Genomic DNA, 16478 nt, shown 5'->3' on the forward strand with positions numbered 1-16478 from the left:
CGAGGGTTGCGGAAGACGGACCCGATGCGGACGATGCAAAAAGTCAGCGTGGTCCGCGTCACAAAACGTGTAGTCCGGGGCATGATGGCCTTATGAACGTTGATCTGGAAATCGCACTTGCCGCTGAGCTTGATCCCATCGTCGATGTCGCCTCTGAACTGGGCCTGGATCCCGAGCAGATCATCCCCTACGGGTGGACCAAGGCCAAGGTGCCCATCGAAGTCCTCGACGAAGCAGCGCAGACCAACGCTGACGGCAGGCTCATCCTCGTCACCGCGATGAGCCCCACTCCCGCGGGGGAGGGCAAGACCACCACGAGCATCGGCCTGGTCGATGGTCTCAACGAACTCGCCCGGCAGAAGCCCGAAGTCGGCACCGCTGTCCTCGCTCTGCGCGAACCCAGCATGGGTCCGGTGTTCGGAATGAAGGGCGGCGCCGCCGGCGGTGGGCACGCTCAGGTGGTGCCGATGGAGGATATCAACCTCCATTTCACCGGGGATTTCGCCGCCATCGCGGCGGCGAACAACCTCGCCGTGACGATGCTCGACAACCACATCCACCACGGCAACGACCTCGACGTCGACCTCCGCCGGGTCCACATCCGCCGTGTTGTCGATCTCAATGACCGGGCCCTGCGCAACGTCACCATCGGCCTCGGCGGGATCAATGGGGGTGTGCCGCGCGAAGACCACTTCGACATCGTCGTCGCCAGCGAGGTCATGGCCGTGTTCTGCCTGTCCACCTCGGTCGCCGACCTCAAAGAGCGCCTCGGACGGATCGTCATCGCCCACAGCCGCGCGCGAGAGCCGATCACCGTCGCCGACATCGGCGCCGCCGGGGCGATGACCGCGCTGCTGCGCAACGCACTCTCACCCAACCTCGTGCAGAGCCTCGAGCACTCGCCGGCGTTCATCCATGGCGGTCCCTTCGCCAACATCGCCCACGGCTGCAACAGTCTGCTCGCGACGAGGGCGGCGATGACGCTCGGCGACTGGGCCGTCACCGAGGCGGGATTCGGCGCCGACCTCGGTGCCGAGAAGTTCCTCGACATCAAGTGCCGCGTCGCGGGGATCTGGCCCTCAGCCGTGGTCGTCGTCGCGACGCTGCGGGCGCTGAAGTACCACGGCGGCGTCGAGGTCGCCGACGTCGAGACGCCGAACGTCGACGCGGTCCTCAGCGGAATGAGCAACCTCGAACACCATTGCCAGAACCTGCTGAACATCTACGGGCTGACCCCGGTCGTGTGCTTCAACCGGTTCCCGACCGACACCGATGAGGAGATGTCGGCGGCGATCGAGCACCTGCGGGACCAGGGCATCGCGGCAGTCGAGTCCACTCACTGGGCCGACGGCGGCAAAGGTGCGCTTGCCCTCGCCGAGGCGGTCGTCGAGGCTGCGGTTAAGGCTGGGGACGCGGACGGCGCCGGGTCGAGGGCACAGTACAGCTACGACTTGGAGTTGCCGCTCGAGGAGAAGATCCGCACCGTTGCACGGCGGATCTACGGGGCCGCCGATATCGACCTGCCGGCAGCTGTCAAGCGCAAGCTCGAGCAGTTCACGGACGAAGGCTATGGTGATGCCCCCATCTGCATCGCCAAGACCCAGTACTCGCTGAGTACCGATCCGAAGCTGCGCGGTGTCCCGAAGGACCATACGATCGTGGTCCGCGATGTGCGGTTGTCGGCCGGCGCCGGGTTCGTCGTCGTCATCGCCGGAGACATCATGACTATGCCCGGCCTGCCGAAGGAACCCTCGGCGTTCAATATCGACGTCGACGAGAACGGGAACATCACCGGTCTGTTCTGAGCGGCGGGGCGTACATGTCGCCGAGTTCGGCGCCGATGCGCACAAGTTCGGCCCGAAATTCGGGCGCACCAAGTGTCTCGATCCGCCGTCCCCACCCGGCCAACTGCTCAGCGAGCGATGACGAGATTCGCCAGCACCTCGACCCGTTCGGCAGTTTCCTGCGCTTCATGTACAGCCCGCACTGGACTGCTCGACACTGATCGAGCCGGGCCGGCTACCGACAAGCGCTCGCGAATCGGCTATTGCGAGTCCGCACTTCGTCGCCTATGATGATTGTTAACAGTCAGCACTCAACAAGGAGGTGAGCGGTGCTGGACACAACAGGAGTATCGGATGAGAGACTTCTCCGGCTCAGGGAAGCTGCGCTTCGGATCCGCGAGAACAGTCTGATCCAAGCTGAAGTGCAGGGCCAGGGGTATATCGGTCAGGCGCTGGGAGTCAGCGACATCCTCGCAGCTCTCTACACCGATCAGATGCGATTCCGACCAGAAGAACCCGAGTGGGAACACCGTGACCGGTGCCTGCTGTCGATCGGCCACTACGCGCTGGCGCTCTATGCCGCCCTGGTCGAGGCGAAAGTACTGCCGTTCGAGGAGCTCGAAAGCTATGCGGCGGACGACTCGCGGCTGCCCATGTCGTCAATGTCGACCTATACGCCCGGCGTGGAGATCTCCGGCGGGTCCCTGGGGCACGGGCTCGGAATCGCCGTGGGAATCGCGCTTGGGCTGAGGCGCAAGGACAGTGACAGTCATGTCTTCAACATCCTCAGCGACGGAGAACTCGGCGAGGGTTCGACATGGGAGGCGGCGCTGGAGGCGGCTCAGCATCAGCTGAGCAACATCACCGCAGTCGTCGACTTCAATGGGCTGCAAGCCGACGGTCCATCGCAGGACATGCTCTCGACCGAACCGGTCGATGAGAAGTTCCGGGCATTTGGCTGGGAGGCGATCCGCGTCGACGGCAACGATCCGGCACAGATCGTTCTGGGACTCGAAGCACTCCGCGCCAACCAGGATCAGCCGGGCGTCCTCATCTGCAACACCAAGGTGGGCAAGGGCGTGCCGATGCTCGAAGACCGCGAGAAGCTCCACTTCATGCGAGTGGCTGAAGACGAATGGACCCAGGCCCGAGCTCAGCTGAAAGAGGTGTTCGACAATGAATCCAAGTAAACCACCCGTCCGCCGATCGGGAGCGATGTCGGCGTCGATCGCCGGCGAAGACCAGCGAACCGTCAAGGCACCGCTCGGTCATGCCCTCGTGGATGTCGCTCGGGAAGACGAGCGCATCATCGGTCTCAGTGCCGATCTCGCGAAGTACACCGACATGCACATCTTCCGCGATGCCATGCCGGATCGCTTCTACCAGGCGGGGATGGCCGAACAGGTCCTCATGGGGATGACGACGGGATTGGCGATGGAGGGGTTCGTCCCCTTCACCTCGACCTACTCGGTATTCGCCACGAGACGGGCCTACGACTTCATCTGCCTGGACATCGCCGAACCCAATCTCAATGCGAACTTCGTCTGCGCACTGCCCGGACTGACCACGGGTTACGGGCCCAGCCATCAGGCCACAGAGGACATCGCAATCCTCCGTGGGATGCCGAATCTGACGATCATCGACCCCTGTGATGCCCTCGACATCGCACAGGCTGTTCCGCAGATGGCGAGCTCCGAGGGTCCGACCTACATGCGGCTCTTGCGCGGCAATGTTCCATTGGTCCTCGATGAGTACGACTACGAGTTCCAGCTCGGCAAGGCTGCGCTGCTCAGACCGGGTGCCGACGTACTCTTCATCTCGTCCGGCCTGATGACGGAGCGGACGTTGGAGGCGGCCAAGCGCCTGGCCGAGGACAGGATCGATGTGGCGGTGCTTCACGTGCCCACAATCAAGCCCTTTGACGCCGCAACCGTGCTTCGGGAACTCGCAGCCGACCGTCTGGTCATCTCTGCGGAGAACCACTCGGTGGTCGGAGGACTCGGCGAAAGCGTGGCGTCGACGATGGCCACCGGCGGGGTCGCCCGTAAATTCCTGCAGGTGGGACTGCCGGACCAGTTCCTCGAAGCCGGAGCTCTGGAAACTCTGCACGAACGGTATGGGCTCGACGTTGATAGTCTCATCTCAACGGTGAAGAACAATATCGGATAGGGACAACCTCATGTCGATCAGCGACGGAGCTCTGCGCAGCGTACCCCGGGCAACTCTGCGCGAAGGAGCGCTCGCCCAGATCCGAGATGCGATCCTGGCGGGCCATCTCAAGCCGGGAACACCTCTGGGAGAAGTGGCGGTGTCGGAGCAGCTGGGAGTCAGCCGTGGGACCGTGCGCGAATCATTTCGCACCCTGCAGCAGGAAGGGCTGATCGAACCCTTCGGTCGCGGACTCCGGGTCAAGCTGATGACGGGCATCGAGATCGAAGAGCTCTTCCTGGTGCGTGCGGAGCTCGAGAGTCTGGCTATCGAGCAGGTGCTCCAACGCGACGACAAGGATGAACTCGTCGAGGCGATCGCGGAGCAGCTTCCACCTGGATCCGAGGCGAAGTTGACCTATGCCCAGCGCCTGGACCGCGACTTGGCCTTTCATCGGGCGCTCGTCAGGAGTTCCGGCATCGGTCTCCTCATCAGGATGTGGACGAATCTGGAGAACTCGGCACGAGTGGTGGTGCTCGCGCACCAGAACTCGGACGTCGTTCCATACATGGGCCGGGATCATCATTCTCCGATCGTCGAGGCGATGAGGAACGGCGACGCTGCCGCGGCGCGGACGGCCCTGCAGTCGCATATGCGAGCCTCGGCGAAGTTCTTCGCAGAATAGGCACCGCGGACTCGCAGGCGACGGGACCACCTGAGACTGAGCTCGACGCTGCCGCCGAACTCGGCCTGCTCGAAACACGACATTGAAGTCCGGACGAAGCGCAATAATCGAACCCAGTGTCAACACTCAACAATCTACAGAAGGATTTGCCATGACACTCACACCGTCAACGCGGACTGCAGTCATCACCGGGGCCGCAGCTCGCAACGGAATCGGATTCCACGCCGCCCGACGAATGGCCGGGGCCGGTTGGTCGCTAGCGCTGCTCGACCTCAACGGGGAGGCTGCCGCCTCCGCGGCCGATGCGATCGCCGACGAATTCGGGGTTGCGACCACAGGACGAAGCGTTGATGTGACCGACGAAGAATCGGTCGCCTCGGTGATGGAAGCAGTGGCCGGCAGCGACCTGCCGCCGATCGGAGCGCTGCTCAACATCGCCGGCATCCCGTCGCCGTGCCCCTTCCTCGACCTCACACTGCAGGAGTGGAACACCGTGGTCGGCGTCAACCTGACCGGAACGTTCCTCATGGCCAGGGAAGTCCTTCCGGAGATGATCGAGCAGGGCTCCGGGCGCATCGTCAACATGTCCTCGGTGTCCGCCCAGCAGGGCGGGGGAGTGTACTCGAAGACGTCGTACTCGGCGGCGAAGGCGGGTGTCCTGGGGCTCACTCGCTCGCTGGCCAGGGAAATGGCCGAACACAACATCACCGTCAACGCGATCTGCCCCGGAGTCGTCGATACCGGGATCCGGGCCGCTGAGACCAACGAGGAGAACGAGAGACAACTGGCCGCAGCGGTCCCGCTGGGCCGGCAGGGAACTCCCGACGAGATCGGAGCCCTGTGCGCCTGGCTGGCCAGCCCCGATGCCGGATACATCACGGGAGCGACCCACAACATCAACGGCGGATCCTACATCGCCTGAGAGCCGGACGGCACGCGAGCTCAACTCAGCAAAGGAGCTGAAAAGCTATGACACGAAGACTCCCCGTCCGATCCCTGATCGCGGCCTCGGCAGTTGCCCTCCTGGCTGTGACGGGCTGCGCCGGGCCGCGGTCAGCGGGCACCGATGGCATGGTCGAGCTGACGCTCGGCCACGGTGCGGCCCCAGGCAACCCGCGAACCCTGGGCGCTGAAGAATTCAAGCAGATCGTTGAATCCGAGTCCGGCGGGAAGATGAAGATTCAGATCCTCGGTCAGGAGACCGTGGGGTCGGACCCTGAGATGCTCACTTCGGTGCAGAACGGGGCCCTCGATCTGTCGATCAACTCTCAGGGGCCGTTCGCCTCCTATGTTCCGGAGATCCAACTGGTGGGACTGCCGTTCCTGTTCGAAAGCAGCGAGCACGCCTACAGCGTGATCGACTCCGGCATCCTCGACGGGTTCACTGACGACGCCGAATCGAAGGGCCTCGTCGTCCTCAATTACTGGGACAACGGGATGCGCGAAATCACCAACAGCAAGCATCCGATCAATGTTCCTGCGGATCTTGCGGGACTGAAGATCCGCACCCCTGATGACCCGATGACCCTTGCGATCTTCAATGCCCTGGGGTCGAACCCCACTCCGATGGCCTTCGGTGAGCTCTATCTGTCTCTGCGCCAGGGTGCTGTCGACGGGCAGGAGAATCCTGTCGTGAACATCAAGTCCGCAAAGCTCGACGAGGTGCAACAGCACCTTGCAGTCACAGGACATCAGTACCAGGTGAATCCGTTCGTCGCGTCGAAGATCAAATGGGAGACCCTTACGGATGAGCAGAGGGACATCCTCCGTCGAGCTGCGGACGAGGCGTTGGTTGATCAGCGCCAGATGATGCTGGACCAATCAGCGGAGATCTACCAGGAGTTCGAGAAGACTCTCGACGTCACCCACCCGGACAAAGCGCCGTTCCGCGAGATGACACAGAGCGTCTATGACGACTCCCAGACCGAGTTTCCCGACTTCTATTCGGATCTGACTCAGGCAGCCGATCAGGGTCGAACCGAGTTCGCTGAGGACAACAGCCATGAATGAGAAGAACAGCAGTGCGCGAGCGACGGTGATCACGGAGGAGGATCTGGCCGCCATCGATGTTCAGGGAGTCCTGAACGAACCTCTGCGGGCGACCGATCCGATCAACAAGATCTTCTTGGTCATCGGAACGGCGATGGCGGTGATCGCCACCATCGGCATCGGCGGCCTGATGCTCATCAATGTCGCGCTGCGATACATCTGGGGGTCGAGCCTGCCGGTTGCCACTGAAGGTCCCAGCTACTTCTTCGGCTGGCTGATCGCGGCGGGGGCCATCATCGCTCAGGCCCAGTTGGGCCACGTCGCCGTCGATCTGGTGCCGAGCCTGCTGCGTCCCCGTGCCCGCAAGGCACTTCTCGTCGCCATCTGGGTCGCCAGCACGCTTCTGCTCGCGTACGGGGCGTACCTCGGTCTCTACCTGTCGGGAGTGCTCAGCGATCAGAAGACACTCGTGATGGAATGGCCGGTCCTTGGCAGCTTCGCCGCTTTCATCGTGATGATGCTGGTCATGGCAGTGCAGGCTCTGATCCGAACGATCCTCCTCCTGCGCGAGCCGGCGGGAGCGATATCAGGGCAGTCAGCCGACTCGGTGCTCACGGGTGGAGTCGGCACCGCCGCTTCGGCGGATCCGGATTCGAACCGGAGACCACATGTCGACGACAGCCGGGACGATTCGGGGTCCGACGAGAAGGGAGCGCGCGATGTTTGAGGTTCTGCTGTCAATCGGCGTGTTCGTCGGGCTGCTCGTGATCGGAGTCCCGGTCGCGTTCGCAATCTTCGCAGGGTGTGTTGCCGGGGTCTATGCGCTTGGCCATGTGCCGATGGAAGTGGTGGCCCAGCAGTCCTTCTCGCAGACGTCGTCCTATGAGCTGCTCGCCATCCCCTTCTTCATCTTCACCGCGGATCTGCTGTTCGGGGGAAATCTCGGCAAACAGGTGATCGGGCTCGCGACACGAATCGTCGGCAGGCTCAGGGGCGGAGTCGGAATGACTTCGGTCCTGACCAGCTTGGTCTTCTCCGGAGTGTCCGGTTCGGCAGTTGCAGATGCGACTGGCCTCGGCAAGGTTCTCATCCCGTGGACCACGCGCATTGGCTACCCAGCTTCGTACGGAGCAGCAGTCAACGCATCGTCCTCGGTCATCGGCATCATCGTGCCGCCGTCGATTCCGATGATTCTGTATTCGGCGGCGTCAGGGGCATCGGTGGCTGCGGTGTTCACGGCCGGCATCGTTCCGGGCATCATCATGGCAGCAGTGCTGATGGTCGGCTGCTGGTTCGTCGCGATGTGGCAGAAGCTGCCGACGGTGCGCGCCAAGCTCACGCCCAAGAAGCTGCTCATCGATCTGCTGCTGGCAACGCCTGCGATCCTGATCCCGGTGATCCTCATTCGCGTGGTGCTGTTCACCGGAGTGGCAACGGTCACCGAGGTCTCGGTCCTCACCACTCTGTACGCATTGCTGCTGCGGTTCCTCATCTACAGGGACCTGAGCTGGCGCGGCTTCGTGCGCTCGACCGCGGAATCTGCGGCCGCCAGTGCGATCGTGCTGCTGTTGGTGATGTTCTCATCCGCGATGGCCTGGCTATTCACCATGCAGCAAGCACCGCAGATGATGGCCGATTTCCTGACCGGCACCTTCACTTCCGATGCGATGGTGACTGCAGCGATGATCGTCACGCTGCTCGTCGTCGGGATGTTCCTCGATATGTCGCCGGCGATCCTGCTGCTCACACCAGTGCTGATTCCCACCGCCGAAGCCATCGGCATGGGGCCGATCCACCTGGGGATCGTCATGGTCGTCACTTTGGCAATGGGGCTCTACACCCCGCCCGTCGGGACCACGCTGTACATATCGGCTGCCATCGGGCGGGTGTCCATCGTGGACACGGTCAGACAGCTGATCCCGTTCTACGCGATGGCGATCGTTGTGATCCTGCTCGTCGCCTATCTGCCGGGCTGGATGGCGATTTCCGGCTGATCTGGCACGCTCGTCGTCAGGTGGCGAAGACCGCACTCTCAGATCGAGGGTGCGGTCTTCCGCGTGATCTCGTTCGGTCGTCCACGATCTCACGTACAGCCCGCACTGGTCAGAGCGATGAGCTCAGTTCCGATTTCTGCCTTGTCGGCTGCTCAGCCCTGGCGTGCCTTGAACCGGGGATTCTTCTTGTTGATGACGTAGACCCGGCCGCGGCGGCGAACCACCTGTGAGCCGGGCTGCTTCTTCAGCGACCGCAGTGAACGACGAACCTTCATATTTCTCTCCTTAGTGAGAACGAGTATCATTAACGAAAATGATAGACGGTTCTCCGAAGGGACGCGAATGCCACAGGTCGACGTGATTGCAGTAACGGGAGTCTGCGCAGCAGAACGGCGGAGCTATGCACTTGAGCTGGCGAAGGAACGGGGATATATCTTCATCCCCGGCGAGCAGACGAGTCGGGGAATCGACGCCGTCGATCGGATGATCTCACTGGCCTGCAGCGCGTTCAACGCTCCCGGCGTTCTACTCGAGTACCCCGCTGAAGCTCCCGCGCAGGAGATCGTCGGCGCGCTGACCACGGGAGGCGTCGAGGCAAGGCTCTCAGACCTGGTTTGCGTCCTCGACGTCGGACATCTGCTTGAGGACCTGGATTCCGACGTGCTCATCTCGAACCTCGTCGACAGAGGCGACGCCTCCATGGAATATTCCACTCGGGCCGAACTGCTCGTCAGCCAGCTCGAATTCGCATCCACTGTGGTGCTCGTCAACTCCGACTCTCTGCCTCCAGGCGCGATCGAACAGATGGCCGCGCTCGTCAGCCATCTGGCCCCGAATTCTCACCTGTTTCACCGCGGAAATCGGCGATCGGTGCACCGGTCCGCCCGGTATTCCTTCCTTCCCGAGCCGCCGAGCGCAGGCTGGGTCGCGCTCCTCAACCGCGAGTTCGCGCCCCGGTTCCATGCTCCCGGCATCACCGCCTACCGGTACGAACAGGTCCGACCCTTCCACCCGGGACGCTTGTGGCAGGCACTTTCCGTGCTCCTGTCCCGAGAGAGCAATGGGCGAGTGCTGCGGTCGGCGGGGTTTGCGCATCTGGCGACGCGGCCGCACATCACTGCCAGTTGGGATCAGGTGGGACGGTCGTTCCAACTGACCGCGCTGTCCCTCGATCATCAGCTCGCGGCGGAGGACGAGGTTCTGGCCTTCGGTCAGGACCTGGCGCTCTTCGGCATCGGTCTCGATCAGCAGGAGGTGAGTGGGATGCTCGACGAAGCGGTCCTTGACGATGGGGAGCTGACTGCGGGGCCGATGTTGTGGGCGACCTTCCCCGATCCGTTTCCCGAGTGGAACACCGCCGACACGTGAGAACTATGGCTGCCACCGGAGGAGGAGCGCCGACACGTGAGAACGATGGCTGCCACCTGAGGAGGAGAGCTGGCACGTCGGCTGTGCTCGCGGCGATATCATCGGACCATGAACTGCCCCGTGATCACCGAATGACCTCTCGACGCACCGAGACACGACGCTCCGAGACACGCAGAGCGGTGCCGGTCATCCTGCTCACCGGGTTTCTGGGCGCGGGGAAGACGAGTCTCCTCAACCACCTGCTCCGGCACCCCGACTCACGCATCGGAGTCGTCGTCAACGACTTCGGGGAGCTCAACATCGACGCCGGACTCGTCGTCGGACAAGTCAACGAGCCGTTCTCGATCTCCGGCGGATGCATCTGCTGCCTGGACGACGACGGCTCGCTGGAAGACGCGCTCATCGCGCTGGCAGATCCGACCCTGCGCCTCGACGCGATCCTCGTCGAAGCCAGCGGATTCGCCGAGCCGCTCACCCTGGCACGGATGGTCTCGCGGATGGGGCGCCATCGCTTCCACCTCGGCGGGGTGATTGATGTCGTCGATGCTCCGATGCATTCGTCGACGGTCGACGTCGCTGAACACCCGCCGGTCCGTTACGCCGCGACCACCCTCGTGATCGTCAACAAGCTGGATCAGGTTCCGGCGTCCGACCGGGATGCTGTCATCGAATCGATCAGGTACCGCGTCCATCAGCGCAATCCTCGGGTGCTCGTCGTGGGCGCCGCATTCGGACGCCTCGACCCGAACCTCATCTTCGAACCCGGTGCGGGGGAGCGCGAAGCGGCGGCGGACGATGAGGAAGAATACTGGCAGGCTGAGCTGCCGTTGCGAGAACTCCTGCGCGAGGCCTATGCCGAGCGCGAGGAGAAGCTCGAGGTGGAGGACCTCGGGGCTGACGCCGGCATCGGTCACCGACACGCGCAGTCAGTGACGGTGACGGGATCCGGATGCGCGCACGCGCACGCGGCGATGGACTTCGTCGAGGAACTGCCGCGCGGTGTGTACCGGGTCAAAGGCACCGTGACGGTGCGGGACCAGGGTCGCATCCGGTCCTTCGGGGTGCAGGCGGTCGGGCCGAATGTCTATGTATCGACCTCCGTGGCGAAGTTCCGAGGCCAGGAGTCCGGCGGCTCGGAACAGCGTGGCGAATCGGACAGTGTTCTTGTCGTCATCGGTCAGTCGTTCGACACCGATGAAGTTCGGTCACGATTGGAATCGGCGCTCAACCAGGAGACATACTCTCGAGCAGACGCAGACGTAGACGCAGGCACCAGGGTGAGAGACGACGATGAGATCCACGAGGGAAAGAGCGCGATTGAGCGATTCCTCCACTACGTCCGGCTGCACGCCTGAATCGACGCTGCGCGCTGGAAGGTTCGGATGAACTGAGTGCGCCTGCACTGCCGTCACTCGGACGTCGTCGCACCCCTGACTCGATCATGGACATGGTCGAGAGCTTGAGCCAGTCTCGCCTGATTGTCCTCGCCCATCCACTCCCTGCGCAGCATCTCGTTGAGCCCGCCGGGAGTCTCGTGTCCGTGGATGAGGTCGGGCAATGGGGTCTCCGGATCCGCCAGGGTAGTCGCCAAGCCGACGAACTCGCCGCGGACGAAGTGCTCGGCATCGGCGCGGTCCCATCCCTGTGCCTCGAGCCAAGCGGCGATGCCGGCAACGAAGGCGAAGTGGGCCGACATGGTCGCTGTGACGGCCGACAAAGTGTTGAACTGGGCTTCGTCGGCGGCGGCGACGGTTCCGCCGAGCGCGTCGAAGATCTCCTCGACGGCGGGCTCTGCGGGGAACATTGCTGTCACGCCTCGGCGTTCCCGCACCGCGGGCAGCGGGATGACCCGCACCAGCGACGGCCGGTGGGGAAGCAGCGGGGTGAGTGCGTCCATCGAGACCCCGGCCACCGCGCTCACGACCGTGCGTTCGGACGGAATCTCCAGCTCTGCGAGCACCGATTCGACCTGGCCCGGCAGTACGGAGAGGACGACCAGCTCGCTGCGGTCGACGACGTCCTGATTGCTGTCGCATACCTCGATGCGCTCGTGCGCCTCGGCGAGGCGAGCCGCCCGCTGCGCATTGCGCGGGGAGAGGAAGAACTGGGGGTGGTCGGGGAGGGCACAGAGCCCGCCGACGATCGCCGAGGCGATCTCACCGACGCCGATGATTCCGATGCTCGTGGTCATGGAACGTCATTCTGCCAGACGACAAGCATTCTGCCAGACGACAAGGGCGGATGGTCCGAGCCGAATCCACAATGGGATATCGACCCGGACCATCCGCCCTGTCCGGCTGAACCGCCCGCTCAGAACGACGGCAGGACCGAACCGTCGGACCACTTCTCCTCGATGAACTGCTTCACCTCGGGGGTGTGGAGGAGCTCGTTGAGCTTCTTGATGTTCTCATCGTCCTTGTTCTCGGTGCGAGCCGCGAGGAAGTTGCCGTAGGGGTTGTCCTTCGGAGACTCGATGAGGATTCCGTCCTTGGCCGGGCTCAGCCCCGCCTCGAGGGCGTTGTTGCCGTTGATGACCGAGGCGTCGACATCCTGGAGGGTGCGGGCCAGCTGTGCGGCGTCGGCTTCGATGAACTCGAGGTTCTTCGGGTTCTCCTTGACGTCGGAGAGCTTGGCGCTGACGGCGTCGACACCGTCAGCGAGCTTGATGAGACCGGCCTGCTCGAGCAGCTTCAGCGCACGGCCCTGGTTGGCGGGATCGTTGTTGATGCCGACCTTCGCGCCCTCGGGCAGGTCCTTGACGTCCTTGACCGTATTGGAGAACAGTGCGAAGGGTTCGAGGTTGATCGGTTCGAACGCGGTGATCTCGTAGCCCTGGCCGTCGATCTCGGAGTCGAGGTACGGCTTGTGCTGGAAGTAGTTGGCGTCGAGGTCGCCGTCCGACAGTGCCTTGTTCGGCAGGGTGTAGTCGGTGTATTCGCGGACGTCGATGTCGAGCCCCGCCTCGGCGGCGAGGTTTTCGTCGACGAAGCGGAGAATGTCACCCTGGGGCACAGGGGTGGCCCCGACGGTCAGCTTGACGACGTCGCCGTCCTTCTCGCCGACCTCGCTGGTTCCGCCGCCCATCAGGCCGCAGCCCGAGAGCAGCAGGGTGGCGGCTGCAGTGAGTGCAATGAGCTTGGTTTTCATGTCTCTCCTAAGGATGTGTCACTTGAGTCAGATGGAAGATTGCGAAGTCAGCGGTGGTCGACGACACGGGCGAAGCGGTCGCCGAGGAATTGGATCACGGCGACGATGAGGACGAGGACGATGATGCACGCAAGCATCGTGTCCGACTGGTACCGCTGGTAGCCATACGAGATCGCCAGTGCTCCCAGGCCGCCTCCGCCCACGGCGCCGGCCATCGCGGTGTAGGACACCAGGGTCACCGAGGTGACCGTGGCGGCGCCGATGAGACCGGGCAGCGCCTCGGGGACGTAGACCTGACGGATGACCTGGCCGTTCGAGGCGCCCATCATCAACGCCGCTTCGACCTTGCCCTCGGAGACCTCGCGCAGGGAGTTCTCCACCAGCCGGGCGTAGAAGGGGATGGCGCCGACGGTCAGGGCCACGACGGTCGCCTGCCAGCCCAGCGCGGTGCCCACCATGAACCGGGTGAACGGGATGAGGGCGATGATGAGGATGATGAACGGGATCGACCGGGTGATGTCGACGATGAGCGACAGCACGCGATAGAGGGCGGGGCGAGCCTTGATCCCGCTCTTCGAACTCGTGAACAGCCAGATGCCCAGAGGCAGGCCGAGCAGGACCGCGAGTCCCGTCGACCAGGCCGTCATCAGCAGGGTCTCAATGGTGGCGGGCAGCATCTGCTGGGTGATCGCCGGGTTGTCGAACCACATCGGATCGTTCACTTGAGAGCCACCTCCGCGTAGATGCCGTCTGCTTCCAGGGCAGTGATGAGTTCCTCCGACTTGTCGGCACCGGGCACGGTGAACCGGATGCGGCCGATCTGCCGGCCCTCGATGGTTTCGACGGCCCCGGCGAGGATCGAATCGGCGCTCACACCTACCGACTGGGCGCTGCCGAGGACCGTGGGCAGGTCGGAGCCTGCGAGAGAGGCCTCGACGATGACGGTGTCACCTTCGTCGAGTCCGACGGGAGGAAGGGGGACGAGATCCTTGGCCAGGTCGGATCCGGGCTCGGAGATCACCTCGGCGAGCTTCCCGGTCTTCGCGACCCGGCCGCCGGCCAGCAGGGTGACCGAGTCGCAGATCTCGCGGACGACGGACATCTCGTGGGTGATGATGAGGACGGTGATGCCGAGGCGATCGCGCAGGGAGCGGATGAGGCCGAGGATCTGGTCCGTGGTGACCGCATCGAGTGCCGAGGTGGGCTCGTCGCACAGCAGCACCTTCGGTTCGGCGGCCAGCGCCCGGGCGATGCCGACGCGCTGCCGCTGTCCGCCCGAGAGCTGCGACGGGTAGTTGTCGACACGATCGCCGAGGCCGACGAATTCGAGGAGCTCACGGGCCTTGGCCTGGCGTTCGGCCTTGGAGACGCCGGCGATCTGCAGCGGATGGGCGACGTTGTTCAGCGCGGTGCGCGAATCGAGCAGATTCACGTGCTGGAAGACCATGCCGATGCTGCGACGAGCCTGGCGCATCTCGGCGCCCGCCTGGTCGGAGAGGTCGACGCCGTCGATCGCGACCGAGCCCGAGGTGGGGCGGTCGAGACCGGTCAGGCAGCGGATGAGGGTGGATTTGCCGGCTCCGGAGCGGCCGACGATGCCGTGGATCTCTCCGGCGGGGACCGACAGGTCGATCTCCTCCAGAGCAACGGTGTCTCCGAACACCTTTCTCAAGCCGCGCAGTTCGATCACAGGCGTCTCCTCGATGGTTTCTGGGTACATGCGCTGAGCTTCCCGGCAGCAGGCCTGGGCGCGACGGACACATGTGACAACGGTTCAGCATGACAAGAGCGGAACTTCGCGCCCGTCATAAATGACACAAAAAGACGCATAGGGACGCACTTCGTGACGAAGAACTCAGTCGCTCGGCGTCACCGTCCGTTGTACATCGGTTCAACTGGCCGTCATTGCGCCCCCGTAGTTTCCCGATGGTGACTTCCCCGCTGAACGGTGAGGAAGTCGCCCGCAGCATTTCACCTTCGATGACACGAAAAGGACCACGATGACGAACGATGACAATCCGACCTCGACCCCTGCGGCCGGCGGCCGGGGCGGTTGGGGCCGACGCGGAGTGCTCCAGGCGGCTGGTGCCTCGGCGCTGGGAGCGGGTCTGGCGACCCTCGGCGGCGGGACTGCCTTCGCAGATGGACGCGGAAACGGGAACGGCAAGGGTCACGGCGCGGCACACAGCAGTGACGGTGTGGTCCGGCAGAAGCTGCGATTCCCGGCGAACGGGCGGTTCCGCATCGTCCAGTTCAACGACACCCAGGACTCCCACCGCACGGACACCCGCACGATCGAGTTGCAGAAGGCCGTCCTCGACGAGGTGAGGCCGAACTTCGTCGTCATCAACGGAGACGTCATCAACGGCGGGCCCGCCTCCGTCGCGGAGACCAAGCAGGCCATCAACAACGTCGTTCTGCCGATGGAGGAGCGCGGCATCCCCTGGGCTCTGACCTTCGGCAACCATGACGAGGACAGCACCGGCAGGACCGGATTCGACGAAGCCGACATGATCGCCTTCATCCGCCAGTACAAGCACAATCTCAACACTCCCGGCGCCGAGGTGACCGGAACGTCCAATCAGGTCCTCACCGTCTCCGCGGCGAAGGGGGATGAGGACGCCTTCGCGATCTGGCTGCTCGACTCGGGACGCTACGCGCCGAAGACCATCGCCGGCCAGGACATCGAGGGGTACCCGCACTGGGATTGGCTGCGCTTCGATCAGGTCGAATGGTATGCGCGCACCTCGCGAGAGCTCGAAGAACGCCGGGGCTCGGCACTCCCCGGACTCGTCTTCCAGCACATCGCCCTGCATGAGCACCGGGCCATGTGGTTCGACAGCATCGACTCGCGCACCGAGGCCGACCACTCGCGGGCCAGGGAGAAGCACTCGATCGTGGGGGAGCGCCATGAGGACGAATGCCCCGGTCCGTTCAACTCGGGCATGTTCAACGCGATGCTCCACCGTGGTGACATCAAGGGCCTCTTCGTCGGCCACGACCACATCAACAGCTACACCGGCGACTACTTCGGCATCGAGCTCGGCTACTCGCCCGGCACCGGGTTCGCCCCTTACGGTCTGCCGGGGGCTGACAAGCATCGCCTGCGCGGCGCGCGGGTGTTCACCCTGGAGGAGGGCGCCGACGGCTTCACCTCGGAGTTGAAGTTCGCCCGCGACTACGGGATCGATATGAGCCCGACGGCGAAACCGGGTGAACCCGCGCCGTTCCCCGATTATGTGAAGTAGGGGATCGCCTTCGTCGAGGCGGGGGCGGATCGCGGAAAGGTGACATCGATGTGAACAGTTGCTCAAATCGCCTTGACGTCACCGGCGAACGCCCCTGCCTGGCGCCTCGGCATCA

16 protein-coding genes are annotated in these 16478 nt (G+C 63.9%); 11 read left to right on the top strand and 5 right to left on the bottom strand.

Annotation, left to right across the window (positions count from 1 at the left end):
• The first annotated feature begins 92 nt into the window (after positions 1-92).
• The 8 genes from RIT73_RS07940 (at position 93) to RIT73_RS07975 (ending at position 8600) form a co-directional block, all read left to right on the top strand.
• Positions 93-1805 carry a formate--tetrahydrofolate ligase gene (locus tag RIT73_RS07940; protein ID WP_309131536.1) on the top strand — a complete coding sequence of 571 codons (1713 nt, stop codon included), beginning with the start codon at positions 93-95 and terminating at the stop codon, positions 1803-1805.
• Positions 1806-2113: 308 nt separating this feature from the next.
• The gene (locus tag RIT73_RS07945) at positions 2114-2974 is read left to right on the top strand and encodes a transketolase (RefSeq protein ID WP_309131537.1); all 861 of its coding nucleotides are present in this window, start codon (positions 2114-2116) and stop codon (positions 2972-2974) included.
• The gene (locus RIT73_RS07950; RefSeq protein WP_309131538.1) at positions 2961-3953 is read left to right on the top strand and encodes a transketolase C-terminal domain-containing protein; all 993 of its coding nucleotides are present in this window, start codon (positions 2961-2963) and stop codon (positions 3951-3953) included. The genes RIT73_RS07945 and RIT73_RS07950 overlap by 14 nt, the downstream gene beginning before the upstream one ends.
• A gap of 10 nt (positions 3954-3963) precedes the next feature.
• Positions 3964-4617, top strand: coding sequence for a GntR family transcriptional regulator (locus RIT73_RS07955; protein WP_309131539.1), 654 nt, complete (start codon positions 3964-3966; stop codon positions 4615-4617).
• Between the two features lie 151 nt (positions 4618-4768).
• Positions 4769-5539, top strand: coding sequence for an SDR family NAD(P)-dependent oxidoreductase (locus tag RIT73_RS07960; RefSeq protein ID WP_309131540.1), 771 nt, complete (start codon positions 4769-4771; stop codon positions 5537-5539).
• Positions 5540-5586: 47 nt separating this feature from the next.
• The gene (locus RIT73_RS07965; protein ID WP_309131541.1) at positions 5587-6627 is read left to right on the top strand and encodes a TRAP transporter substrate-binding protein; all 1041 of its coding nucleotides are present in this window, start codon (positions 5587-5589) and stop codon (positions 6625-6627) included.
• Positions 6620-7333, top strand: coding sequence for a TRAP transporter small permease subunit (locus RIT73_RS07970; RefSeq protein WP_309131542.1), 714 nt, complete (start codon positions 6620-6622; stop codon positions 7331-7333). Before RIT73_RS07965 ends, RIT73_RS07970 begins: the two co-directional genes overlap by 8 nt.
• The gene (locus RIT73_RS07975; RefSeq protein WP_309131543.1) at positions 7326-8600 is read left to right on the top strand and encodes a TRAP transporter large permease subunit; all 1275 of its coding nucleotides are present in this window, start codon (positions 7326-7328) and stop codon (positions 8598-8600) included. Before RIT73_RS07970 ends, RIT73_RS07975 begins: the two co-directional genes overlap by 8 nt.
• 152 nt (positions 8601-8752) lie before the next feature.
• On the opposite strand, the gene ykgO is transcribed toward RIT73_RS07975, so the two are convergent.
• On the bottom strand, positions 8753-8875 hold the full coding sequence (gene ykgO / locus RIT73_RS07980) for a type B 50S ribosomal protein L36 (protein WP_309131544.1): 123 nt from the start codon (positions 8873-8875) through the stop codon (positions 8753-8755).
• A 67-nt stretch (positions 8876-8942) separates the two neighbouring features.
• Here ykgO and RIT73_RS07985 point away from each other — a divergent pair, with 67 nt between their 5' ends.
• Positions 8943-9968 carry a GTP-binding protein gene (locus RIT73_RS07985; protein ID WP_309131545.1) on the top strand — a complete coding sequence of 342 codons (1026 nt, stop codon included), beginning with the start codon at positions 8943-8945 and terminating at the stop codon, positions 9966-9968.
• Between the two features lie 131 nt (positions 9969-10099).
• Entirely contained in the window at positions 10100-11323 is a 1224-nt protein-coding gene (locus RIT73_RS07990) for a GTP-binding protein (RefSeq protein ID WP_309131546.1), read from the top strand.
• Positions 11324-11376: 53 nt separating this feature from the next.
• Here RIT73_RS07990 and RIT73_RS07995 read toward each other — a convergent pair whose 3' ends face one another.
• The 4 genes from RIT73_RS07995 to RIT73_RS08010 form a co-directional block, all read right to left on the bottom strand.
• On the bottom strand, positions 11377-12159 hold the full coding sequence (locus RIT73_RS07995; protein ID WP_309131547.1) for an NAD(P)-binding domain-containing protein: 783 nt from the start codon (positions 12157-12159) through the stop codon (positions 11377-11379).
• 119 nt (positions 12160-12278) lie between these two features.
• On the bottom strand, positions 12279-13115 hold the full coding sequence (locus RIT73_RS08000; RefSeq protein ID WP_309131548.1) for a MetQ/NlpA family ABC transporter substrate-binding protein: 837 nt from the start codon (positions 13113-13115) through the stop codon (positions 12279-12281).
• A gap of 47 nt (positions 13116-13162) precedes the next feature.
• Entirely contained in the window at positions 13163-13837 is a 675-nt protein-coding gene (locus RIT73_RS08005; protein ID WP_309131549.1) for a methionine ABC transporter permease, read from the bottom strand.
• Positions 13834-14805 (bottom strand): methionine ABC transporter ATP-binding protein, encoded by a 972-nt coding sequence (locus RIT73_RS08010; RefSeq protein ID WP_309131588.1) that lies wholly within the window; start codon positions 14803-14805, stop codon positions 13834-13836. Before RIT73_RS08010 ends, RIT73_RS08005 begins: the two co-directional genes overlap by 4 nt.
• A gap of 310 nt (positions 14806-15115) precedes the next feature.
• On the opposite strand from RIT73_RS08010, the gene RIT73_RS08015 reads away from it, so the two are divergent.
• On the top strand, positions 15116-16363 hold the full coding sequence (locus RIT73_RS08015) for a metallophosphoesterase family protein (protein WP_309131550.1): 1248 nt from the start codon (positions 15116-15118) through the stop codon (positions 16361-16363).
• The last annotated feature ends 115 nt before the right edge of the window (positions 16364-16478 follow it).

The organism is Brevibacterium sp. (genome assembly GCF_031179145.1).
Lineage (GTDB): Bacteria > Actinomycetota > Actinomycetes > Actinomycetales > Brevibacteriaceae > Brevibacterium.